Raw genomic sequence first — 23,600 nt, forward strand, 5'->3', positions numbered from 1 at the left:
CAGGAAAAATGAAAAAGAGAATAGCCATTTTGGCTACCAATGGATTTGAAGAAAGTGAATTGAAATCACCTAAAGAAGCAATGGAAAAGGAAGGCTTCCAGGTGGATATTGTGAGTTTGGAATCGGGAAAAATTAAAGCCTGGAATGAAGGCAACTGGTCAAAGGAATATGATGTTGACTACACTCTGGATGAAGTTACCCCAAAAGACTATAATGCATTAGTTTTACCCGGGGGAGTAATAAATCCAGATTATTTGAGAAGAAGTGATGATGCCCTGGTTTTTGTTAGAAAATTCTTTGAGCAAAAGAAACCTGTGGCGGCCATTTGCCACGCAGCCTGGACCCTAATAAGTGCAGATGTGGTTAAGGGTAGAAAAATGACCTCTTTTCACTCTATTAAAAAAGACCTTATGAATGCAGGTGCAAATTGGGTTGATGAAGAAGTAGTTGTGGATCAGGGATTTGTTACTAGCAGGAATCCAGATGATCTTCCTGCATTTAATGCAAAAGTAATTGAGGAAATTAAAGAAGGTAAACACGAAGAACAGCACGCATAAAATAAAGTTCTTTAATATAAAAACCTGCATAAAACCACCTTGTAAGACAGGAGGGTTTTATGCAGGTTTTATTTTTTATCATTGGTGTCGCGTCAACCTCAACACGGGGATGGTTTTGATCTAAAAGAGTTTAGGAAAATCCGGGCTTTTTAGAATTGGGTAAAGCGCTGTTTTCCATTGATTCAGATTTTAGTCCAGGTTCTATATTCTGGCGGCGGAAGCGGTCCAGACTCTTTAACCGGACAACAATGATTTTTTATAATTTATCCTCCTCATCTTCATCTGCTTCTTCCTCGATTTCTTTTTCCGGAATATCTACAATTGGCTCATTAAAATCTGAATCATCGTAATCATCTTCATCATAATTGGCCATAGTATTCTCCAGTCTTGTACTTACCTTCACAAGATAAATTGAATCCTCTGTCCTCACTTCAACAGCTTCAATAGTCTCATTTTTAGCATTTTTAAAGGAGATGATCTGGTCATCATCATAACCATCGGGATATTTCTCTACTAGAAGGCTCAGGATCTCTGGTGTAAGTTTTTTGTAATCTACAATGACTCTTTTCATAACTATTATTTGACTGTGCAATTATAATAAAAATTGGATTATAACCAATTGAGGAAATAATTTAAAAAAATAAAACTGAACCGCAATCCTTATTCTTTCTTTTTAAGATTATTATAGTATTCAAGTGCCTCTGTTTGCAGTTGTTGAGGGACCTCGCAGTCTATTACGGCTTTCCCAATTTTTTCCAGAAGTACAAATTTGATCTTTCCATGGGAGTTCTTTTTGTCAAATTTCATTAACTCCATGATGGGTTCGTAATCTTCCCGCTCCATATTTGAAACAGGATAGCTGTTTAAAAGGTTATTTGTGATCTCTTCCAGGTCTTCCTGGGGAAGGGAAGTTAAATGGTTTGATATGTATGCTGCAATGATCATCCCTGCAGCAACAGCTTCCCCGTGAAGCAAGCGTTTCTTATGAGGGTGGTCCAGGTAAAATGATTCAATTGCATGGCCAAAGGTGTGACCAAAATTAAGTGTCTTTCTTAAATTTTCTTCCCTGGGATCCTTTTTAACGATTGTTGTTTTGATTTCAACAGATTCTGCAATTATGCTTTCAAGATCATCCAGGGTAAGTTTGCCAAGGTCATTGGCTTTATGCCAGTAATCCCTGCTGGCAATAAGGCCATGTTTAAGGATCTCTGCCAGGCCACTTCTCATTTCTACTGCTGGCAGCGTTTCCAGGAAGGTGGTATTTATAATGACCATCTCCGGTTGAGATATCACTCCAATTTGGTTCTTAAGGTTACCCAGGTCCACTCCGGTTTTTCCGCCAACCGAGGCATCCACCATTGAAAGCAGGGTAGTAGGGATGTTGATATAGTCTATGCCGCGTTTAAAGGTGCTGGCCACAAAACCTCCAAGGTCTGTCACCACCCCACCTCCCAGGTTTATGAGCAGTGCCTTTCTGTCTGCTCCCAGCTCACTTAAAGCTTCCCAAATTCCTGTACAGGTCTCAATATTCTTGTTTTGTTCTCCCTCTTCCATTTCAATAACTTCTGTCACACAGGTAGTTTCCAATTTTTGAAGCAGTCGTGTAAGGCAAAGTTCCCTGGTGTTACTGTCAACTAAAATGAAGATGATAGAAGGTGATTTCGAACTTAAAAAGTTATTTAGTTGTGCATAACCATCTTCAGAATAAAAAACCGGTGCCAGTTGCGCGTCCAAAGTCATATTTTATAAGGTTTGAGCTATATTTTGAAAAGTCGAAAATAAGGAGAATTTTAATAAAAATTCATTTCTCAATATTTATCTTTGTTGTATTAATAATTTTATAATGATCACACAAAAGATTTTCAATGATACCGAGACAGCTTTTAAGTTAAAATCTGACGACGAACTCAACAGGGCTCTCTTCCTATTTGGAATGATCAACAGGCCCACCCTGGTTAAAATAGGAACCTCTTTAACCCGTTTTTCATTAAAGATGCACCTGCCGGTGGAGGGACTTATTAAAAGTACTATTTTCAATCAATTTAGTGGAGGGGAATCTACAGATGATTGCCTGCCAACAATTGAGAAAATGTACACCAAAAAACTTCACAGTATCCTTGATTACTCGGTAGAAGGGAAGGAGCAGGAGGAGCAGTTTGATGCTGCAATGAAAAAGAAGATAAGTATCATTGAATTTGCTGCCAAACGAAAGGAATTACCTTTTGCAGTTTTTAAACCAACGGGTATTGGCCGTTTCGCTATATGGGAAAAAGTGACTTCCAGGGTAACATTAACCCCGGAAGAAGAAGAGGAATGGAAGCGGGTACAACAGCGTGTTGAGAATATTTGTGAAGCAGCATATCAAAACGATATTAGTGTTCTGGCCGATGCAGAGGAAACCTGGATGCAGGGAGCGGCAGATGAGCTAATGGAAAGAATGATGATGAAATACAACCAGGAAAAGGCTATTGTTTTTAATACCATCCAGTGTTACAGGTGGGATCGTATGCAATACTTGCAGGACTTACATGAAAAAGGAAAGAAAAATGCCTTTAGGGTGGGTGCTAAGATTGTGCGTGGGGCTTATATGGAAAAGGAGAATGAACGGGCCAAAAAAATGGGATACGTCTCTCCAATTTGTGAGAATAAAGAAGCTACAGATGTTAATTTTAATGGAGTTTTATCGTACTGCCTGGCCAATTTAGATGATATATCTGTATTTATAGGAACTCATAATGAGGTAAGTAATTACCTGGCCTTACAGATCCTGGAAGACAAAAACCTTAAAATAGATGATGATCGCGTATGGTTTAGCCAGCTCTATGGAATGAGTGACCATATAAGTTATAATCTTGCCCGAAAAGGGTATAATACTGCCAAACTACTTCCTTTTGGGCCTGTTAGGGATGTCGTTCCATACCTTATAAGAAGGGCAGAGGAGAATACCTCTGTTAAAGGTCAAACCGGGCGGGAACTTTCCCTGTTGATCGAGGAAAAGAAACGCCGCAGGGGGAACCTACAAAAGCAACAAGAGATAAAAGAACAGCCGGGGTTAAGGAGAAGATAGGATAGGTAATGAGATATCTCTACCGGTTTATCTTCTTTCGTCTTATGGGGTGGAAGCTTATAGGAACAATAGATCCTGCTTTAAAAAAGTGTGTTGTGATCGTTGCCCCTCACACCAGCTGGTTTGATTTTTTAATAGGCCTAATGGTGCGAAGGATATTAAGACGGGAAATTAATTTCCTGGCCAAAAAGGAATTGTTCAGGCCTCCCTTTGGATGGTATTTCAGATGGGTAGGAGGCACACCTCTGGACCGTACTCCTAATCAAAAAAAGGTGGACGCGATTGCTGAAATTTTTGAGCAGAAAGAAGTATTTCGCCTGGCGATGTCACCTGAGGGTACCCGAAAGAAAACAGAGCGTTGGAAAACAGGATTTTATTATATAGCAAAGGCAGCTAATGTGCCGGTAATTAGGGTGGCTTTTGATTATGCTAAAAAACAGGTAACTTTTTCTGAACCATTTTATCCAACTGATGATGTAGAGGAAGATCTAAGGAAGATCCTGAAATTCTACGACGGGGTCCAGGGAAAAGTAGCAGAGAATTTTTAAAAAAGAAACCGAAGAGCTTAATCTTCGGTTTCTTCCATTGTATGGTATACGTTCTGTACATCGTCATCCTCTTCCAGCCTTTCCAGGAGTTTCTCAACATCTGCTGCTTCTTCAGGAGACAATTTCTTAGTGACTTGTGGGATCCTTTCAAATCCTGAAGACAGGATCTCAATTTCACGGTTTTCCAGTTCCTTTTGAATGGCTCCAAAACTCTCAAAGGGAGCATATATAAGGATATCATTTTCATCCTTGAAAACCTCTTCAGCCCCAAAATCGATCAATTCCAGTTCAAGTTCTTCAGGATCTATCCTTTCAGCATTGATTCGGAAATTACAGGTATGGTCAAACATGAATTCAACAGAACCTGAGGTGCCAAGATTCCCATCACATTTACTAAAATGTGCTCTTACATTGGCAACAGTCCGGTTATTATTATCTGTAGCTGTTTCAACAAGAACAGCAATCCCGTGGGGAGCATAACCTTCAAAAAGAACGATCTTGTAATCCCCCTGGCTTTTATCACTTGCCCTTTTAATAGCCCTTTCGATATTATCCTTAGGCATATTGACACTCTTGGCGTTTTGAATTACAGCCCTAAGCCGCGAGTTAGTATCTGGATCTGGCCCCCCTTCCTTCACGGCCATTACTATATCTTTTCCAATACGAGTGAAGGCTTTTGCCATTGCAGACCAGCGCTTCATTTTACGTGCTTTTCTAAATTCGAATGCTCTTCCCATATAAATTTTAAATGTGGCGTAAAAATAAAAAAAACGTTCCAGTTTTATTAAAAAAAAGGAACGTCCCTGTGATTTTCTTCTTCGTTAATCTGAATTTACAATATCCTCAATAGCACGTGCCAGTTCAAAATCTTTTTCGGTAACACCACCGGCGTCGTGAGTGGACAAAGTAATTTCAAGTTGATTGTAAACATTTGACCAGTTTGGGTGATGCTGCTGGCTTTCGGCTTCAAAAGCAATACGGGTCATAAGAGTAAAAGCTTCCTTGAAATTTTCAAATTCAAATGAGGTTTGGATCCCGTTGCCGGAATAAGACCATCCTTCAAGGTCTTTTAGCTTCTCACTTATTTCGTTTTCTGATAATTTTTTCATTGTATATCTTTTAGGATAAATTTTGTGTATGCAGTCCATAAAGTTACACAATACAAAAGAGAACAGCTAATTTGTGCCATAGAAGCTCCTGTCTCAAACGATCACAGAAGATCTCACCACATCCTGTACAGAGATCTGCAGGTTTTTAGGCAGGAGATTATCCTTGGGCAGGACCGCCAGGAATCTGTCATAATTGGAATCATAGACCTGTTTGAGTAAGGGGTTCTTATATCCCAGGGTTTCGGCTATATCCAGGATAAGATCGTGTTGATGGGTAAGGTCATTGCTTCCAAGATGAAAGACACCCTGCTTTTTCCTGTTAATTATATAATGGATTTGCTGGGTAACACGGGTGATCTCTGTGGCGTTCACCACCACATTTGGAAATACCTCAATGGCTTCTCCAAATTCTATTTTATTCTTGATCTCCAGGACTCGCGGGGAGTTGGAACCAAAAACCATAGGGAGGCGTACTATATTGTATTTGTTATTGGGAAGTCTAAGCAACGCATTCTCGATCTTGATCTTGAACCTGCCGTAAACACTTTGTGACAAAGTCTTATCATATTCATAGGAAGGGTAATTGGTGAAAGCGTCAAAAACGTTGGCAGATGAGATGTAAATAAGTTTACAGTCATTTTGCATTATGTAATTGATAATGGAAAAATGAGTATGCACCTGGGCGTCAAAATTCCCGCGCAGAGCAGAGATAATAATGGTAGGACGAAGGTTTTCCAGCAATACGCTTATATCCTCGGCTTCCTGGTCAAAGGCAAAGAATTTCCTGTTGCCGCTGTAGGGGCCAGCATTGCTGGAGTAGGTGCCATAGGTATCAAAATAGGAGCAAAGCTCTTTATATAAGGCATTCCCTATAAAGCCGCTTGCTCCTAAGATCAATATTTTTTTCAATAGTATTATCCTTTATAAAAAGGCAGCTTCACCTGGGAAGCAGGAATAGCCTTTTTACGTATCTGGATATATACCTTCTCCTCGGCATCTGCCATTGCAGCCGGTATATAACCCAGTCCTATTCCTTTATCCAATGAAGGCGACATAGTGCCCGATGTCACTACGCCAATAATCTTGCCATTTTCATCAACAATATCATATCCCTGGCGTGGAATTCCACGCTCATCCAGTTCAAATGCTATAAGTTTACGTTTTGGGCCTTCCTCTTTTTCTTTTTTAAGGGCTTCGTGGTTGATAAAATCTTTGGTGAATTTAGTGATCCAGCCCAAACCGGCTTCGATAGGGGATGTGGTCTCGTCTATATCATTCCCATACAGGCAATACCCCATTTCCAGCCTTAAGGTATCCCTTGCGGCAAGGCCTATAGGTTTGATGCCAAAGTCTTTTCCGGCTTCCATAACCCCTTCCCATATTTGAACTGCGTCATCATTTTTGAAATAGATCTCAAAACCACCGCTACCTGTATAACCTGTAGCAGAAATGATCACATTCTTTGCGCCTGCAAATTCAGCAACCTCGAAGGTATAGAATTTCATTTCAGAAAGGTTTATATCTGTAAGTGACTGCATAGCTTCTGCAGCCTTTGGGCCTTGTATGGCCAGTAAAGAATATTCATCAGAAAGATCCCTAATATGGGCATCCATGGTATTATGCTGGGAAATCCAGTTCCAGTCTTTCTCAATATTGGAAGCATTCACTACCAGCAAATATTTTTCAGCATTTATCCTGTAAATGATAAGGTCATCCACAATTCCTCCTTCTTCGTTAGGCATACAGGTATATTGTGCCTTCCCATCAACAAGTTTTGAGGCATCATTGCTACAAACTTTTTGGATTAGGGCCAGTGCATTCTCCCCGGTAACAAGAAATTCTCCCATATGAGATATGTCAAACACCCCAACTGCTTTACGCACGGTTTCGTGTTCAGCATTTACACCCTCGTAGGAGACGGGCATATTATATCCTGCAAATGGGACCATTTTGGCATTTAAAGCCTTATGAACTTCTGTAAGAGCGATTTCTTTCATTTGATTAAAATTTGGGCAAATTTATCTATTTCAGGCTGAATATAGGGTAATTTCCACGACAATTATTAGGAATTTAATATTGCTGAAGGATTGCCGCGGCAGAAGTTTTATATTTGAACAACACCACCAAGGACCATAGTTATGAATATATACGACGTCAGGTATTTAGCTGAAGCAGATGAGAAAACAATTGAACGGCAGGAGATCACCTCTACAGATCTTATGGAGCGTGCCGCGACTGAAGCTTTTAAAGAGATCATCTCCCGGTTGGAGCCCGGCCCGGTACCGATAAAAGTATTTGCGGGCATTGGAAATAATGGGGGAGATGGGTTGGTGATAGCTAGGCTTCTCCTGGGCGAGGGTTATAATGTAGAGGTATTCATTGTCGACTATTCCCGCAATAGGTCCAAAGACTTTTTAATCAATTATAATAAATTAAAAGAGCTCGGCAGGCCGTGGCCTGTATCCATAAAAAGTGAAGATGAAATACCTGAAATTGCTGAAACAGATATTGTGATAGATGCAATTTTTGGAATTGGCCTTAATCGCCCTGCTGAAGGGTGGGTGGCTTCACTCATAAGCAAGATTAACTTGTCCAGTGCGCTCGTCATTGCCATTGATATGCCCTCGGGACTGTTTGCTGATAAGATGCCGAAAACCGGACATGACATTATTAAAGCTCATTTAACCCTTACTTTTCAGTCTCCTAAGCTTGTATTCTATTTACCGCAAACCGGAAGTTATGCCGGTGAAGTCGAGGTTCTGGATATTGGCCTGGACCAGGATTTCCTCTCCTCTCTCCCGGTGAGGGCAAAACTTATTGATCATATCCAAATTCTGGATATGTATCGTCCAAGGGATAAATTTTCGCATAAGGGTACTTACGGTCATAGTCTTATCATTGGAGGTAGCTATGGCAAAATTGGAAGTATTTCCCTTACAGCAAGAGCAGCATTGCGAAGTGGGGCTGGAATGGTGAGTATCTATGCACCATCCTGTGGGTACGAGATCCTTCAAACTGTATTGCCTGAGGCTATGGTAATAATGGATGAGGGAGATAAGGAAATAATGAATATTAAATATGATCTCAAACCGGAAGTAGTATGCTTTGGTATGGGGGCAGGAACATCGGGTACCACTACAGGGGCTTTTAGAAACCTTCTGGAGGGAATTAAATTTCCTATGGTAATTGATGCCGATGGCTTGAATATGCTCTCCAAAAACAAGGAATTTTTAAAACTGTTGCCGCCCCAGTCTGTATTAACGCCACATCCCCGAGAACTGCAGCGGCTTATTGGAGATTGGGAGGATGACCTGGACAAACTGGATAAAGCCATGGAATTTTTAAATAAATACTCGCTGGTAATGGTCCTTAAAGATGCTCATACCATAATATTATCGGGTAATGAAATGTATATTAACGATACAGGGAATCCCGGTATGGCAACGGCAGGAGCAGGAGATGTGCTGGCCGGGGTTATAACCGCCTTTATATCCCAGGGTTATTCTCCTCTGGAAGCAGCGATTATTGGAACCTGGCTCCACGGCAGGGCGGGAGATCTTGCAGCAAATGAATTGAGCTATGAAGGGATGATTGCGGGTGATATAACAAATTATATAGGAAAGGCGATTCTTGAGCTATTTAAAAATGATGAAGATTCTTCTTAATATTGATTTATATTAATTTATTTTAGCAATTGTTTAACCAACTGCAGGGAAAGTTGCAAAGGGGTTTAATATGAATGGAATAAGCTGTATTCATATTATTCGTTATGGAGCTTTCCAGTATATTGGATGTTAAGCAATCAAAAAATTTAATTTTTTTATGGAACCCTACCATTATATTAGTTCGGCAGTTCTGGATTTGCAGGTTATATATGACATCATTAAGAACAATAAAAAACTGGAGTTAAGTGATGAGGCGCGATTAAATATTGAAAAGTCCCGCAGTTTTTTAGATAAGAAGATCAATGAAAATGACAAACCCATCTACGGGATCAACACCGGGTTTGGCTCCCTTTGCAATGTTAAGATATCCCAGGAAAACCTTACTGAGCTACAGGAAAATTTAGTAATGTCCCACGCATGTGGAAGCGGACCCAAGGTTAAAAAACCTATAATAAGGCTCATGCTGCTGCTGAAGATACAGTCCTTAAGCTATGGCAATTCTGGTGTGGCATTAACAACTGTTCAAAGACTGGTAGATTTTTATAATGAAGATATCCTGCCCGTGGTTTATGAACAGGGTTCCCTGGGAGCTTCTGGTGATTTAGCGCCACTGGCACATCTATCGCTTCCCCTAATAGGCAAAGGGGAAGTTTATTTTAAAGGCGAGGTGCTTCCAGGGGAAGAAATCCTGAAGAAGTTTGGATGGGAACCATTAAGATTGCAGTCTAAAGAGGGACTTGCTCTCTTGAACGGAACACAATTTATGAGTGCCCACGGTATCTATGCTCTATTGGAAACTTACAAGATATGTTACCTGGCAGATTTGGTTGGAGCGGTTTCTGTAGACGCATTTGACTGTAATATGTCTCCCTTTGATGAATTGGTCCATATGGTAAGGCCGCACAGGGGGCAAATCAAAACAGCAGAAAGACTGCGAGAGTTTCTTGATGGCAGTGAAATAGCTGCAAAAGAAAAGGAAATTGTTCAGGATCCTTATTCATTTCGGTGTATCCCACAGGTGCATGGAGCAACGAAGGACACGATCTCTTTTGTTAGAAAAACTTTCAAGACCGAGATCAATTCAGTAACAGATAATCCCAATATTTTTATAGAGGCCAACAAAATTATATCAGGTGGCAATTTTCACGGTCAAACCCTGGCTTTGGCCCTTGATTATATGGCTATTGCCCTGGCAGAACTCGGCAATATTTCTGAACGCCGAACCTATCAATTAGTTTCGGGTCTTAGGGGTTTACCAACTTTCCTTGTGGAGAACCCGGGCTTGAACAGTGGTTTTATGATCCCGCAATATACCGCGGCCAGTATAGTGAGCCAAAACAAGATGTATGCTATGCCCGCAAGTATAGATTCAATAGTCTCTTCAAACGGGCAGGAGGATCACGTGAGTATGGGAGCAAATGGAGCTACTAAAGTGCTTAGGGTGCTGGATAATATCACCACGATCCTGGCCATTGAACTGTTTAATGCATCCCAGGCCTTACATTTTAGAGAACCTGCAAAATCATCCCGTTTTATTGAAGAATTTGTAGGCTCCTTTAGAGAGCTGGTGCCTATAGTCAAGGAAGACCAGGTTATGGCTACCCATATTCAAAATGCCAGGAAATTCCTAAAAGGAATGGAAATAGGGGAGGAAATACTTTTTGATTAAATATCTACTTTAAATTTCAACCAATTGAGGGCTTCTTCCAGGGTTTCGAAAACCTCAAAGGAATTGCGGTCTTTAAAAAATTGTTTTTCCAAAATAGCATTTTGCCTGCACGTTTCGTTTGTAGTAACTACGGCGATCGCCTTTAGATTTGTTGTGCTGGCACTCTCAAGGTAAACCATTGGATTGACGGCATAGGAATTCTTACGAAATGAAACATATCCATATGGACGGTTGGAAAAAGCTTTTTTTCCCATCTCCAACAATTTTCGGTTTTGCTCCACGTCAAGGAGAATTCCTTCATTGAGCTCTGCAATGAGTACATTATCTTTGAACCAAACTTTTCCAAAGTCCAGTTTAATTATATCTTCAGTCATAAATTTGTAGGGAAAATATGATGCTGCAATGTAGTATTTAATTTTCTAATTCGTAAGAAAAAAAGGTTGCTAATGTGGGTATTAAAGAGGGAAATTTCCATAAAAAAAACAGCTCCCGGAAAAGGAGCTGTTTAAGTAATTTATCCTGGGAATCTAAGATTCTGTTTCTTTTGCGGCCTTCTCTATTTTAATAGTAAGTTCCTGTTTAGATTCATCCAGATCCATAAAGATCTTATCACCTTCAGTAAGATTTGAGGTAATGATCTCCTCTGCCAGTGCATCTTCAATATATTTTTGAATAGCCCGGTTCAAGGGCCTTGCGCCATAATCCTTATCAAAACCTTTTTCAGCAATATAATCTTTTGCTTTGTCGCTTAATGTAAGGGTGTAACCTATCAAACCTATACGCTCGTAAAGCTTTCTAAGTTCAATGTCAATGATCTTATGAATATCTTCTTTTTCTAAAGAGTTAAAGATCACAACATCATCTATCCTGTTAAGAAACTCTGGAGCAAATGCTTTTTTAAGTGCACTTTCAATTACGCTGCGGGCATTCTCATCAATTTGAGAACGTTTGGCAGCTGTACCAAATCCAACTCCCTGCCCAAAATCCTTCAGTTTTCTGGATCCTATATTGGAAGTCATAATAATAATTGTGTTCCTAAAGTCTATTTTTCTTCCAAGACTATCTGTAAGATAACCGTCATCAAGTACCTGCAGTAGCATATTGAATACATCTGGGTGAGCTTTTTCAACCTCATCCAGGAGGAGTACTGCATATGGTTTTCTTCTTACCTTTTCAGTAAGCTGGCCTCCTTCTTCATAACCAATGTATCCCGGAGGGGCACCAATCAATCTTGATACGGCAAATTTCTCCATATACTCACTCATATCAATACGAATGAGGGTGTCCTCATTGTCAAAGAGTTCCTTTGCAAGGATCTTTGCAAGCTGGGTTTTTCCAACTCCTGTTTGTCCAAGGAAGATAAAGGAACCAATTGGTTTATTAGGGTCTTTAAGTCCTGCGCGGTTACGCTGTATGGCTTTTACCACTTTATTCACAGCATCATCCTGGCCAATTACTTTTCCTTTAATGCGTTTAGGCAATTCTGCCAGTTTATTGATCTCTGTTTGTGCGATCCTGTTCACAGGAACTCCTGTCATCATAGAAACAACATCTGCCACATGATCCTCGGTTACTGTTTCTTTATGTTTTTTGGATTCCTCTTCCCATTTCTCCTGGGCAACAGCAAGCTGTTTTTCCAGGTTCTTTTCATCATCCCTTAACTTAGCCGCTTCTTCATATTTTTGCTTCTTTACAACGGCGTTCTTGCTTTCACGTACTTCTTCCAGTTTACGCTCCAGGTCAAGGATTTGCTTTGGAACTTCGATATTAGTAATATGAACACGGGCCCCGGCCTCATCCAGGGCATCAATAGCCTTGTCTGGCAGGAACCTGTCTGTCATATACCTGTTTGTTAACTTTACACAGGCGTCAATGGCCTCTTCAGTATAAGATACATTGTGATGTTCCTCATACTTGTTCTTTATATTATTAAGGATCTCGAGGGTTTCATCCACGGTTGTAGGTTCTACTATCACCTTCTGGAATCTTCTTTCAAGCGCCCCATCTTTCTCTATATACTGCCTGTACTCATCCAGGGTAGTGGCACCAATACACTGGATCTCACCTCTTGCAAGAGCAGGTTTGAACATATTGCTGGCATCAAGACTGCCTGTGGCTCCACCGGCTCCAACAATGGTATGTATCTCATCAATGAACAGGATGATATCATCATTTTTCTCAAGCTCGTTCATCACGGCCTTCATACGTTCCTCAAACTGTCCGCGATATTTAGTACCTGCAACGAGGCTGGCAAGGTCCAGAGTAACTACCCTTTTATCAAAAAGGATCCTGGAAACCTTCCGTTTCACAATGCGTAGAGCAAGTCCTTCTGCAATTGCAGATTTACCTACCCCGGGTTCTCCTATAAGTAATGGGTTGTTCTTTTTACGCCTGCTAAGGATTTGGCTTACACGCTCAATTTCTTTTTCTCTTCCTACTACGGGGTCAAGCTTATCAATTTCAGCCATTGCTGTTAGGTCACGGCCAAAATTATCCAAAACAGGGGTTTTAGATTTTTTATTAGTTTTACCACCGGAGCTGCTAAAGGGGTTATCCTTGGTAGCATCATCTGTGCTGCTGTCCTCGTCGCTGAAGGATTCTGCCCTTGGAGCTTCAAGGAAATCATCTTCATTGGTGATCATATATTTAAATTGATCTTTAACCCCGTCATAATCGATCTTAAGTTTATTAAGAAGTTTAGTCGTAGGGTCATTTTCATTTCTTAAAATACACAACAGTAGGTGAGCGGTGTTTATGGAAGAACTTTGAAACAATTTTGCTTCCAGGAACGTGGTTTTCAATGCACGCTCTGCCTGCCGGGTTAGGTGCAGGTTCTTCTTCTCGTTGGACACTCCGGTTGCAGCCGGGTTAGCTGGGCTTAATATTTCTACTTTACGTCTCAAATGACTAAGGTCTATATCAAGAGCATTCAATATATTTATAGCTTTACCATCCCCATCACGCAGGAGTCCCAGCATTAAATGCTCGGTTCCTATAAAGTCATGGCCCAGCCTTAGAGCTTCCTCCTTGCTGTATGCTATGACATCTTTAACTTTGGGTGAAAAATTATCATCCATCTTAAATTCCTTTCTCTTTAATTTTTATTCATAGTAAGAGGTTCAAAAATTATACCTTTTAATATGTTCTAAGCTAATTGACAAAATAACTTCCAATAATCAAAATTCAAGGTAACGAACTTATTAACCACCGCGGCCTAAATTTTTGTTAATAAAATTTGTCAAAACAGGGGGAGATTCCCCATAAAACATTGGCAAATTGCGTAAATTGGCACGTTAGATTTTAGAACTAAAATAAACTGGTAAATATGGCTGAAGGAGAAAAATTAATTCCTATCAACATTGAAGATGAAATGAAATCGGCTTACATCGATTATTCGATGTCGGTCATTGTGTCACGTGCGCTGCCTGATGTTCGTGATGGGCTAAAGCCTGTTCACAGAAGGGTTTTGTTCGGGATGCATGAATTAGGTATAAGATCAAATACGGCCCATAAAAAATCTGCAAGGATCGTGGGAGAAGTATTAGGTAAGTATCACCCACACGGTGATACATCTGTTTATGATACCATGGTTAGGATGGCCCAGGAGTGGAGCCTTAGATATATGCTTGTAGACGGGCAGGGTAACTTTGGATCTGTAGATGGGGATAGCCCGGCAGCTATGCGTTATACAGAAGCAAGAATGCGCAAGATCGCAGAGGACATGCTGGCCGATATTGATAAGGAAACCGTAGACTTTAGGTTAAACTTTGATGATACACTGGAGGAGCCTACAGTTCTTCCAACCCGCGTGCCTAACTTATTGGTGAACGGGGCTAGTGGAATTGCCGTTGGTATGGCCACAAATATGCCACCTCACAATCTTTCAGAAGTAATTGACGGGACAGTGGCATACATCGATAATCATGATATTGAGATCGATGAATTGATCACTCATATTAAAGCACCAGATTTTCCTACCGGTGGTACCATCTATGGATATGACGGGGTAAGAGAAGCTTTTAAAACTGGCCGGGGAAGGATTGTAGTTCGTGCCAAATCCAGTCTCGAAGAAGTCAATGGAAGGGAATCCATCATAGTTACAGAGATCCCTTACCAGGTGAATAAGGCTGAAATGATCAAAAAAACAGCCGATCTTGTCAATGAGAAAAAAATAGATGGCATTGCGTCCATTCGTGATGAATCTGACAGGAATGGGATGAGGATCGTATATATCCTTAAAAAGGATGCGATCCCAAATATTGTATTGAATACCTTATATAAGCACACCGCACTTCAAACCAGCTTTAGTGTGAACAACATTGCCCTGGTTAAAGGCCGTCCAGAGATGCTGAATCTCAAGGATATGATCTACCATTTTGTAGAGCACAGGCATGATGTGGTTGTAAGGAGAACAAGATTTGAACTTAGAAAAGCTGAAGAAAGAGCGCATATCCTTGAAGGCTTGATCATAGCTTCAGATAATATTGATGAAGTAATCGCACTTATAAGGTCTTCCAATAATGCGGAAGAGGCCCGTAATAAATTAATTGAAAGGTTTGAGCTTTCAGAATTGCAGGCCAAGGCAATCGTAGAAATGCGTTTAAGACAGCTTACCGGTCTTGAACAGGATAAACTTCGTGCAGAATACGATGAATTATTAAAGACCATCGAGGATCTTAAAGATATTCTTGAACGCAAGGAAAGAAGGATGCAGGTGATCAAGGATGAACTTTTGGAGATAAAGGCGAAGTATGGTGATGAGCGAAGATCCCAAATAGAATATGCAGGAGGCGACCTTAGTATTGAAGATATGATCCCAGATGAGCAGGTGGTTATCACTATATCTCATGCAGGATATATTAAAAGGACTTCCCTTAATGAGTATAAAACTCAAAACAGGGGTGGGGTAGGCCAAAAAGGTTCCACTACCCGTAGTGAGGATTTCCTGGAACATCTTTTCGCAGGAACCAATCACCAGTATATGTTGTTCTTTACCCAAAATGGAAAATGTTTCTGGATGAGAGTATATGAGATTCCGGAGGGCAGCAAGACATCAAAAGGTAGAGCTATACAAAATCTTATCAATATTGAGCCAGACGATAAAGTAAAGGCTTTCATTTGTACCCAGGACCTTAAGAATGAGGAGTACATCAATAATCACTTCGTAATAATGGCAACCAAAAAAGGGCAGGTTAAAAAGACCTCTCTGGAGCAATATTCCCGACCAAGGGTGAATGGAATAAATGCCATCACCATTAGAGAAGATGATGAACTTCTGGAAGCCAAACTTACTACAGGAAATAGCCAGGTTATGCTGGCCATAAAAAGTGGTAAGGCTATTAGATTTGAGGAAAGCAAGACAAGGCCAATGGGTCGAAATGCTTCCGGGGTGAGAGGAATTACCCTTGCAAATGATAAGGATGAAGTGGTTGGTATGATCGCGGTGAATGATCTTGAAGCCGATGTGCTGGTGGTTTCTTCGAATGGATATGGTAAAAGATCCAAGCTTGAGGACTACAGGATCACAAATCGAGGTGGAAAAGGTGTTAAAACTATTTCAATTACAGAAAAAACTGGCGAACTTGTAGCTATCAAAAATGTGACAGATAATGATGACCTTATGATCATCAATAGATCTGGCCTTGCGATAAGAATGAGTGTGGATAATTTGAGAGTTATGGGAAGAGCAACCCAGGGTGTAAGACTTATTAATCTTAAGGGGAATGATGCGATTGCCGCTGTGGCAAAAGTAATGCAGAATGAAGAGGGAGAAGTTGACCTGGAAGACGCCGTAACACCCGATGACACTGATCAAATTGTTGATGGCACAACTATTGCAGATGATAGTGAAGAGTAAATAATCATAAAACCAAAATCAATGAAAAGGAAGTTTTTAACTATTGCATTATCATTCCTAACGGTGGTAGCGATTGCTCAGAAAAAAGAGATTCGTGACGCCGGTAAGGCAGTAGATAAAGGAAGTTATGCTGAAGCCAAATCTTTGTTGCAGCAGGCAGAACCTAATTTATCCAGCGTTAATGATCGCTTTAAATCTGATTTTTATCTTTATAAAGGAAAGGCTTATCTGGGGACCGGGGAAAATGTTTCTGTCGAGGACCTTAGAACAGCAGCCCAGGCCTTTAAACAGGCTGAGCAATTAGGGGAAGAGCAGGAAGCCGCAGAGGGGCTCTCTGGTGTAACCAACGCCCTGGTGCAAAGCGCGATCAATGATCAAAATTCAGAGAACTATAAGGGTGCTGCAGAGAAATTGTATGCAGGGTACCAAATGAACCCACAGGATACAGTTTATCTTTATTATGCCGCATCAAACTTAATTAATACAGGGGAATATGAAACCGCCCTTGAGTATTATGAAGAGCTAAGGGACCTTGGATTTACCGGAATTGAAACAGAGTATATTGCGGTGAATAAAGCAACCGGAGAAGAGGAGTCTATGCCCCAGTCACAAAGGGACCTTATGGTAAAAACAGGAGAGTATATTAATCCTGAGGATCGTAAATCACCGCCTAAAAATGCTGAGATCGCAAAGAATATTGCATTGATCCATATAGCACAGGGGAATGATGACGAGGCAATTGCTGCCATGGAAGAAGCTAAGAAAGCCAATCCAGACGATATAAGCCTTTTACAATCTGAGGCAGATATGTATTACCGTATGGGAGATAAAGAAAAGTATAAGACCATAATGGAAGGAATTCTTGAAAGAGATCCTAATAATGCTACTCTTTATTACAACCTTGGTGTTACTACTTTTGAAGTAGGAGATAACGAGCAGGCTGTTGAATATTATAAAAAAGCTCTTGAAATTGACCCTTCAATGACAGACGCAAGACTAAATATAGCTGCTGCTATTCTTGCAAAGGAAGCGGCTCTTGTGGAGCAAATGAACAGCCTTGGTATGAGTAAAGCAGATACCAAGAAATATGATGAGCTTGCAGAACAAAGAAAAGAGATCTATAAAGAAGCTCTTCCTTACCTTGAAAAAGTAATGGAGAACAACCCTGAGAATACAGATGCTATTCGTACAACGATGAACATCTATTATCAACTTGGGGAAGAAGATAAAGCTGAAGCTCTACAGCAAAAATTGAACGGAGGAAATTAAGAGAATCTCCTTAAATGAAAAGGCTGTCTGAAAAGGCAGCCTTTTTCGTTGGAAATAATTCTAAGATGTATTATTTTCATGGTATGAACAAGAAAGTTGTATTTAAGACTTACTCTCAGGACCAGTTAAGTCTTCTTCCACCCAGCTATGATGATTTAGTTCCTAAGAATCATCCTGTCCGAATTGTAAATACCATTGTTGATCGCCTTGATATCTCAACTCTAGAAAGGAGCTATAAAGGAGGTGGTACTTCCAGCTATCATCCCCGGATGTTACTAAAAGTGACCATCTATGCCTATTTGCGCAACATTTACTCCTCTCGTAAGATAGAGCAAGCCCTGCAGGAGAACATCCATTTTATGTGGCTTAGCGGACAAAGCAAACCAGATCATAACACCATCAATGATTTTAGAGGAAAACGATTAAAAGGAATTTTCCAAAACATTTTTAATCAGGTCGTCATTTTATTGGCAGAACAAGGAGTGCTTTCTCTTAAAGAACTTTTTGTTGATGGTACCAAGATAGAAGCCAATGCTAACCGCCATACCTTTGTGTGGGGCAAGTCTAACAAGACTAGCAAAGAGCGTATCAAAAAACAACTCAAAGAACTCTGGAAATATGTGGAGAGCGTTTATGACCAGGAGCAAATGTTGCCAAATGAACCAGATTTTGAAGCTATAGATCCTGAAAAAGTTGCTCAAACCATTGACACCATAAACCAGGCCCTGAAGGACAAAGAGATTGACAAGAAGGTCAAACAAAAGCTCAATTATGCCAAAAAGAACTGGCCACAGAACCTACAAAAATATAATGAGCAGGAGAAGATCCTGGGAACAAGGAACAGCTACAGCAAAACAGATCCCGATGCCACCTTTATGCGGATGAAAGATGATTATATGCAAAATGGGCAATTAAAACCCGGGTATAACTTGCAGGCTTCAACCAACAATCAGTTTATCGTTAACTACTCCTTAGCACAAACTACAGCTGACACCACCACTTTAAAAGATCACCTGCAAAAACATATTGCCTCCTATGGAGAAGCTCCTCAAACTCTTACTGCCGACGCTGGTTACGGCAGTGAAGAAAATTATGTTGATCTAGAAGAGAAAGAAGTTACTGCCTATGTGAAATACAACTACTTTCACAAAGAACAACGGGATAAAAAGCACAGAGAAAACCCTTTCCATCCAGATAACTTGTTTTACAACCGTGAAACAGATACTTATTACTGTCCAATGGGACAGGCGATGAATAAAATAGAATGCTACGAGAGTCAAACTAAGAATGGTTTTAAACAAACAATACATAGATACCAGGCTCAGAATTGCCTTGGATGCCCTCTGCGAGGCAGCTGCCACAAAGCAAAGGGGAACAGAACTATAGAACGCAATCACAACCTAATCCGCCTGAAAGAAAAAGCAAGGGATCTACTGCTCAGTGACGAAGGTATAGCACATCGCAAGCGTCGGTGCTGGGATGTAGAGGCTGTCTTTGGAAATATTAAGCAGAATATGGGCTTCAAGCGATTTATGCTCCGAGGAATGGAAAAGGTTACCACTGAGATAGGACTCATAGCAATGGCACACAACCTTAGGAAGTTCAGTGTAGCCTAAGAGCTATATCATTGACTTTCTATAATTTTATAAAAAGGAGAAGCAAAACAATTATTAAACAACATAAAAAGAGAAACCGCCTAAAAATTACTTTTTAGACGGCCTCTTTTTTATATACAGAAAATTAAAATTCTAGAGGATCTTCTTAATGACCCTAAGCTGGTGGGTATGCCTGCGCAGCTCAGCGTTAAATATACCCGAATGGTCGAGACGGTCTATTCTTACTTTACCATCTGCATGAATGATATAATTATCTGTCATTATGATTCCCACATGAGTAATAACTCCTTCAGCATCATCAAAGAATGCAAGGTCTCCAGGTTCACTTTCTTCAATAAAGCTCAAAGCCTCTCCCTGGGTAGCCTGCTGTGCTGAATTTCTAAGAAGATGATAGCCATTAAGCCTGTAAACCATCTGGGTGAACCCGCTGCTGTCAATTCCAAATGGGGTTTTCCCTCCCCATAAGTATGGGGTATTTAAGTATAATAAGGCAGTATCGATCAAAGCTTTCCTGTCACCGTTACCCGAAAGAATATTACCTTCAAATGTAAAATCCTGCAAGGAAGCGTAATTAAGCAGGGATCCAATGGGTATGGCCATAAGATTTCCCGCTTCCTCGGTGATGAATTCAATAAGATCTGATGAATAAATAGGGGCACTGTCCTGGAGATCTATAAAGGTTTCTTCAGGAATCTTAAATAGTTGCCTGTTGTTAATCCAGCCTTCACTCGAATCAAATGCATTACGTATCCTGCTCCATTTACCCCTTTCTTCGAGGATCTTGAAACTTTCGCCATATAAGAGCTGGGTAACCATTTCAGCGGTATCGGCCGGGAGATTTCTTACCGGCACAATACTAAGGTTGCAAATACCGTATTGCATCAAGAATAGGTTCCGGGTTCTACTTAGTCTCTTTGAATTACAATTGCCGAAGCTCCCCCGCCACCATTACATATTGCGGCAGCACCGGTTTTGGCATTATTTTGCTCCAGTACGCTAAGTAGGGTAATTATGATCCTTACTCCTGAACAGCCAAGGGGATGGCCCAAAGATACAGCCCCACCGTTAACATTCGTATTTTTATCTGTAAGACCCATCAATTTCATATTTGCAAGTCCTACTATAGAGAAGGCTTCATTGAATTCAAAGAAATCCACATCATCTTTCGAAATTCCTGCTTTGTCAAGGGCCCTGGGTAATGCTTTGGCAGGGGAAGTGGTAAATAATTTGGGATCCTGGGCAGCATCTGCAAACCCTTTTATAGTTCCAAGGGATTTCAATCCAAGTTCATCGGCCTTTTCCCTGCTCATCAGGATAACAGCACCGGCACCGTCGTTTATTGTAGATGCATTGGCAGCTGTCACTGTTCCATCTTTTGAAAATGCAGGACGTAAAGAGGCAATCTTATCTATTTTTACATTCTTATATTCCTCATCCTCTTTAAAGATAACAGGCTCACCTCTACGTTGAGGGACCTCTACCGGGACCACCTCGTTATCAAATTTACCATCTTTCCAGGCTTTGGCAGATCGCTCATAGGATTGAATGGCATAGGCATCCTGATCTTCTCTAGAGAATTCATGTTCTACAGCACAGGCATCTGCACATACTCCCATCGCACTTTGGTCATAAGCATCACTTAATCCATCTTTTTGAAGGCCGTCAATCATAGTTGCAGGCCCAAATTTCTGGCCATTCCTAAGGTGCAGGTAATGAGGGATCATACTCATATTTTCCATTCCCCCGGCAACAATGATCTCTGCATCTCCAAGGGCGATAGACTGTGCACCCTGCATAACGGCTTTCATCCCGCTGGCACAAACTTTATTTACAGTTGTACAGGAAACGTTATAAGGAATGCCTGCACCAAGTGCAGCCTGTCTTGCGGGAGCCTGTCCAAGACCAGCCTGCACAACATTTCCCATAAGAACCTCATCTACAAGTTCAGGTTTCAGATTTATTTTATCTAGAGCACCTTTTATGGCGATTGACCCCAATTTCGTGGCAGGAACAGTAGATAAACTTCCAAGAAAACTTCCAATTGGAGTACGCGCAGCGCTTACTATAACAACTTCTTTCATGACGTTATGATTTGAATTTCATTTGTTGCGAATTTAATCATTTTATAAAGAACAAACCAAGGCAACAGCTTGCATGATGTTTTTTTATTACTTTTGATTAACAGGAATCTTTTAGATGAATAATTTCATAAACAACTTCTATAAAAACCAGGCCTTATTCTACAAGGTTTTTTTATTTATACTCACCGGTGTTCTTATAGTATATCTTTTACCAAAAGGAGGAAAATTTAAATATGAAATAACCCGTGGAAAACCCTGGCAGTATGAGAACCTGTACGCTCCCTTTGATTTTGCTATTTTAAAGACAGATGATGAAATTGTAAAGGAAAAGGACCAGATCATTTCCAATCACATTCCCTACTACAATTTCAATGATAATGTTGTGGAGGAGGTTAAGGCAAATGCAGAGGAGAAGATATCTGAAGTTTTCAGCGATAGTATCCTGGATCGCCGGGAGCAGGTAATCTCCAATTTTGTTGAGAAATTACTGGATGAATTATATGGGATAGGAGTACTCCAGGATGATACCAGGATGGAAGATGACCAGCCTGTCTATCTTAAAAGAGGAAATTTTGCAGAGGAGATCAATTACGGCCAAATTTTCCTGCAGGAGGAGATCCCAGATTATTTGAACACAAACATAAACAGGAGCAATCTTACCTCCCTTAAACCTGAATTACTGGAGTTATTCTATGAGGTTATTGAACCTAATGTCGTCTTCGACGGGGCGTTTACTCAAAGAGAACTCGACAGTAAACTTAATGCGATATCCTATACCAGGGGAAGTATAGAAAGAGGTACTATCATTATCTCCCGGGGAGAGATCGTAGAAGGGGAGAAGCTGGATATTTTAAATTCCCTTAAACAGGAATATGAATCACAACTTTGGAGTGAATCTAGTTACAATTGGATCATATTTGGTTATTCGCTGCTGGTGTGCCTGGCACTCTTAATGCTTTTGCTTTTCATTAGAAAATACCGCCGGGATATTTATGACAACAATGTAAAGATCACTTTTATCTTCTTCAACTTATTACTTATGGTCTTTCTTACCACCCTGGTGGTAAGATTTGAACCCAGATATGTGTATATAGTCCCCCTTTGTATTCTGCCTCTTACCCTTAAAGCATTTTTCGATTCCAGGCTGGGATTATTCACACACGTGATCACAGTACTTATCCTGGGATTTGTGGTACCCAACAGCTACGAATATATGTTCCTTCAAATTATTGCCGGTATAGTTACCATATTGACAGTATCTGAACTTTATAAGAGGGCTAATTTATTCATATCTGTAGGACAAATCACTTCCATATATATCATCGTATATTTCGCCTTCACTATTATTCAGGAGGGAAATATCCTGGATCTGGATGGGGAGATATTTTTAACCTTTGTTCTAGGTGGGCTTGCTACTTTATTTGTCCAGCCGCTCATTTATATTTATGAGAAGCTGTTTGGCCTGGTTTCAGATATGTCCCTGCTTGAACTGTCTGATACTAATTCCCGCCTGCTCAAGGAATTATCAGAAAAAGCACCGGGAACTTTCCATCACTCCTTAAATGTTGCCAATCTTGCCGAGGCCTGTGCCAATGAGATTGGAGCAAATGCCATGCTGGTAAGGGTGGGAGCCCTTTACCATGATATCGGAAAGATGGAAAATCCCACCTATTTCTCAGAAAATCAAGCCAGTTCTATTAATTCGCATGATGAGTTGTCACCTAAAGAAAGTGCAGAGATCATAATAAGCCACGTGATCACAGGTATAGAAATAGCCAAAAAGAATAATTTGCCAGACAGGGTTATAGATTTTATCAGGACCCATCACGGTACTACAACTGTTTACTTCTTCTATATGAAGGAAAAACAACAGAATGATCTCGCACTTGCTGCCGATTTTCGTTACCCCGGGCCTACGCCATTTAGCAGAGAAACTGCTATTTTAATGATGTGTGATAGCGTAGAGGCTGCGAGTAAAAGTCTTAAGGAGCCTACTACGGGTAAGATCAATGATTTTGTGGAAAAAATTGTGAACAAACAAATGGAAGAACAGCAATTCCTTAATGCCGATATTACTTTTAAGGAAATACAGCTGGTAAAGAAGATCTTGAAACAAAAGCTCAAGAATATATTCCATTTACGAGTGGAATATCCTGAGTGAT

Annotated in this window: 19 protein-coding genes; 9 read left to right on the plus strand and 10 right to left on the minus strand. The window is 40.5% G+C overall.

Annotated elements, in window-relative coordinates; genetic code table 11:
• Positions 1-8: 8 nt before the first annotated feature.
• Positions 9-557 (plus strand): type 1 glutamine amidotransferase domain-containing protein, encoded by a 549-nt coding sequence (locus FHG64_RS00140; protein WP_139064546.1) that lies wholly within the window; start codon positions 9-11, stop codon positions 555-557.
• A 256-nt stretch (positions 558-813) separates the two neighbouring features.
• Here FHG64_RS00140 and FHG64_RS00145 read toward each other — a convergent pair whose 3' ends face one another.
• The gene (locus FHG64_RS00145) at positions 814-1,128 is read right to left on the minus strand and encodes a hypothetical protein (RefSeq protein WP_139064547.1); all 315 of its coding nucleotides are present in this window, start codon (positions 1,126-1,128) and stop codon (positions 814-816) included.
• A gap of 89 nt (positions 1,129-1,217) precedes the next feature.
• The gene (gene aroB, locus FHG64_RS00150; protein WP_139064548.1) at positions 1,218-2,297 is read right to left on the minus strand and encodes a 3-dehydroquinate synthase; all 1,080 of its coding nucleotides are present in this window, start codon (positions 2,295-2,297) and stop codon (positions 1,218-1,220) included.
• A 103-nt stretch (positions 2,298-2,400) separates the two neighbouring features.
• On the opposite strand from aroB, the gene FHG64_RS00155 reads away from it, so the two are divergent.
• Both FHG64_RS00155 and FHG64_RS00160 read left to right on the plus strand, forming a co-directional pair.
• Complete coding sequence (locus tag FHG64_RS00155) at positions 2,401-3,624, plus strand: proline dehydrogenase family protein (protein ID WP_139064549.1); 1,224 nt, start codon at positions 2,401-2,403, stop codon at positions 3,622-3,624.
• Positions 3,625-3,632: 8 nt separating this feature from the next.
• Complete coding sequence (locus tag FHG64_RS00160; RefSeq protein ID WP_139064550.1) at positions 3,633-4,172, plus strand: 1-acyl-sn-glycerol-3-phosphate acyltransferase; 540 nt, start codon at positions 3,633-3,635, stop codon at positions 4,170-4,172.
• Between the two features lie 17 nt (positions 4,173-4,189).
• Here FHG64_RS00160 and FHG64_RS00165 read toward each other — a convergent pair whose 3' ends face one another.
• The 4 genes from FHG64_RS00165 to gcvT form a co-directional block, all read right to left on the minus strand.
• Positions 4,190-4,909: a YebC/PmpR family DNA-binding transcriptional regulator gene (locus tag FHG64_RS00165; protein WP_139064551.1), complete on the minus strand. Its 720-nt coding sequence runs from the start codon at positions 4,907-4,909 to the stop codon at positions 4,190-4,192.
• 84 nt (positions 4,910-4,993) lie between these two features.
• Positions 4,994-5,281 (minus strand): 4a-hydroxytetrahydrobiopterin dehydratase, encoded by a 288-nt coding sequence (locus tag FHG64_RS00170; protein ID WP_139064552.1) that lies wholly within the window; start codon positions 5,279-5,281, stop codon positions 4,994-4,996.
• 93 nt (positions 5,282-5,374) lie between these two features.
• Positions 5,375-6,190, minus strand: a complete 816-nt coding sequence (locus FHG64_RS00175) for a sugar nucleotide-binding protein (protein WP_139064553.1) — start codon at positions 6,188-6,190, stop codon at positions 5,375-5,377.
• Positions 6,191-6,195: 5 nt separating this feature from the next.
• Positions 6,196-7,278 (minus strand): glycine cleavage system aminomethyltransferase GcvT, encoded by a 1,083-nt coding sequence (gene gcvT / locus FHG64_RS00180; RefSeq protein ID WP_139064554.1) that lies wholly within the window; start codon positions 7,276-7,278, stop codon positions 6,196-6,198.
• 141 nt (positions 7,279-7,419) lie between these two features.
• On the opposite strand from gcvT, the gene FHG64_RS00185 reads away from it, so the two are divergent.
• On the plus strand, positions 7,420-8,946 hold the full coding sequence (locus tag FHG64_RS00185; RefSeq protein WP_139064555.1) for an NAD(P)H-hydrate dehydratase: 1,527 nt from the start codon (positions 7,420-7,422) through the stop codon (positions 8,944-8,946).
• A 157-nt stretch (positions 8,947-9,103) separates the two neighbouring features.
• Positions 9,104-10,615, plus strand: a complete 1,512-nt coding sequence (gene hutH, locus FHG64_RS00190; RefSeq protein ID WP_139064556.1) for a histidine ammonia-lyase — start codon at positions 9,104-9,106, stop codon at positions 10,613-10,615.
• On the opposite strand, the gene FHG64_RS00195 is transcribed toward hutH, so the two are convergent.
• Positions 10,612-10,989 (minus strand): DUF7793 family protein, encoded by a 378-nt coding sequence (locus FHG64_RS00195; RefSeq protein ID WP_139064557.1) that lies wholly within the window; start codon positions 10,987-10,989, stop codon positions 10,612-10,614. The genes hutH and FHG64_RS00195 overlap by 4 nt on opposite strands.
• A 153-nt stretch (positions 10,990-11,142) precedes the next feature.
• On the minus strand, positions 11,143-13,692 hold the full coding sequence (locus tag FHG64_RS00200) for an ATP-dependent Clp protease ATP-binding subunit (RefSeq protein WP_139064558.1): 2,550 nt from the start codon (positions 13,690-13,692) through the stop codon (positions 11,143-11,145).
• A 248-nt stretch (positions 13,693-13,940) separates the two neighbouring features.
• On the opposite strand from FHG64_RS00200, the gene gyrA reads away from it, so the two are divergent.
• The 3 genes from gyrA to FHG64_RS00215 all read left to right on the plus strand — a co-directional run bounded on the left by gyrA (position 13,941) and on the right by FHG64_RS00215 (position 19,357).
• The gene (gene gyrA / locus FHG64_RS00205) at positions 13,941-16,472 is read left to right on the plus strand and encodes a DNA gyrase subunit A (RefSeq protein ID WP_139064559.1); all 2,532 of its coding nucleotides are present in this window, start codon (positions 13,941-13,943) and stop codon (positions 16,470-16,472) included.
• 21 nt (positions 16,473-16,493) lie between these two features.
• A complete protein-coding gene (locus tag FHG64_RS00210; RefSeq protein WP_139064560.1) occupies positions 16,494-17,741 on the plus strand; it encodes a tetratricopeptide repeat protein in 1,248 nt (415 codons plus the stop codon).
• Between the two features lie 83 nt (positions 17,742-17,824).
• Complete coding sequence (locus tag FHG64_RS00215) at positions 17,825-19,357, plus strand: IS1182 family transposase (protein ID WP_139067849.1); 1,533 nt, start codon at positions 17,825-17,827, stop codon at positions 19,355-19,357.
• 132 nt (positions 19,358-19,489) lie between these two features.
• Here the strand turns inward: FHG64_RS00215 and FHG64_RS00220 are convergent, their stop codons facing one another.
• Together FHG64_RS00220 and FHG64_RS00225 are read right to left on the minus strand one after the other, a co-directional pair.
• The gene (locus FHG64_RS00220; protein WP_139064561.1) at positions 19,490-20,239 is read right to left on the minus strand and encodes a C40 family peptidase; all 750 of its coding nucleotides are present in this window, start codon (positions 20,237-20,239) and stop codon (positions 19,490-19,492) included.
• A 23-nt stretch (positions 20,240-20,262) separates the two neighbouring features.
• Complete coding sequence (locus FHG64_RS00225; protein WP_139064562.1) at positions 20,263-21,438, minus strand: acetyl-CoA C-acyltransferase; 1,176 nt, start codon at positions 21,436-21,438, stop codon at positions 20,263-20,265.
• 115 nt (positions 21,439-21,553) lie between these two features.
• Here FHG64_RS00225 and FHG64_RS00230 point away from each other — a divergent pair, with 115 nt between their 5' ends.
• On the plus strand, positions 21,554-23,599 hold the full coding sequence (locus FHG64_RS00230) for an HD family phosphohydrolase (protein WP_139064563.1): 2,046 nt from the start codon (positions 21,554-21,556) through the stop codon (positions 23,597-23,599).
• Position 23,600: the final 1 nt, after the last annotated feature.

Source organism: Antarcticibacterium flavum (assembly GCF_006159205.1).
In the GTDB taxonomy this organism is placed as follows: Bacteria; Bacteroidota; Bacteroidia; order Flavobacteriales; family Flavobacteriaceae; genus Gillisia; species Gillisia flava.

Bases quoted from the DNA above. Each gene is read 5' to 3' on its own strand.
- aroB (WP_139064548.1), bottom strand. From the start codon at position 2,297: ATGACTTTGGACGCGCAACTGGCACCGGTTTTTTATTCTGAAGATGGT.
- hutH (WP_139064556.1), top strand. From the start codon at position 9,104: ATGGAACCCTACCATTATATTAGTTCGGCAGTTCTGGATTTGCAGGTT.
- FHG64_RS00200 (WP_139064558.1), bottom strand. From the start codon at position 13,692: ATGGATGATAATTTTTCACCCAAAGTTAAAGATGTCATAGCATACAGC.
- FHG64_RS00210 (WP_139064560.1), top strand. From the start codon at position 16,494: ATGAAAAGGAAGTTTTTAACTATTGCATTATCATTCCTAACGGTGGTA.
- FHG64_RS00195 (WP_139064557.1), bottom strand. From the start codon at position 10,989: ATGACTGAAGATATAATTAAACTGGACTTTGGAAAAGTTTGGTTCAAA.
- FHG64_RS00230 (WP_139064563.1), top strand. From the start codon at position 21,554: ATGAATAATTTCATAAACAACTTCTATAAAAACCAGGCCTTATTCTAC.
- FHG64_RS00145 (WP_139064547.1), bottom strand. From the start codon at position 1,128: ATGAAAAGAGTCATTGTAGATTACAAAAAACTTACACCAGAGATCCTG.
- FHG64_RS00220 (WP_139064561.1), bottom strand. From the start codon at position 20,239: ATGCAATACGGTATTTGCAACCTTAGTATTGTGCCGGTAAGAAATCTC.
- FHG64_RS00155 (WP_139064549.1), top strand. From the start codon at position 2,401: ATGATCACACAAAAGATTTTCAATGATACCGAGACAGCTTTTAAGTTA.
- FHG64_RS00170 (WP_139064552.1), bottom strand. From the start codon at position 5,281: ATGAAAAAATTATCAGAAAACGAAATAAGTGAGAAGCTAAAAGACCTT.
- FHG64_RS00140 (WP_139064546.1), top strand. From the start codon at position 9: ATGAAAAAGAGAATAGCCATTTTGGCTACCAATGGATTTGAAGAAAGT.
- FHG64_RS00160 (WP_139064550.1), top strand. From the start codon at position 3,633: ATGAGATATCTCTACCGGTTTATCTTCTTTCGTCTTATGGGGTGGAAG.
- gcvT (WP_139064554.1), bottom strand. From the start codon at position 7,278: ATGAAAGAAATCGCTCTTACAGAAGTTCATAAGGCTTTAAATGCCAAA.
- FHG64_RS00215 (WP_139067849.1), top strand. From the start codon at position 17,825: ATGAACAAGAAAGTTGTATTTAAGACTTACTCTCAGGACCAGTTAAGT.
- FHG64_RS00165 (WP_139064551.1), bottom strand. From the start codon at position 4,909: ATGGGAAGAGCATTCGAATTTAGAAAAGCACGTAAAATGAAGCGCTGG.
- FHG64_RS00185 (WP_139064555.1), top strand. From the start codon at position 7,420: ATGAATATATACGACGTCAGGTATTTAGCTGAAGCAGATGAGAAAACA.
- FHG64_RS00225 (WP_139064562.1), bottom strand. From the start codon at position 21,438: ATGAAAGAAGTTGTTATAGTAAGCGCTGCGCGTACTCCAATTGGAAGT.
- gyrA (WP_139064559.1), top strand. From the start codon at position 13,941: ATGGCTGAAGGAGAAAAATTAATTCCTATCAACATTGAAGATGAAATG.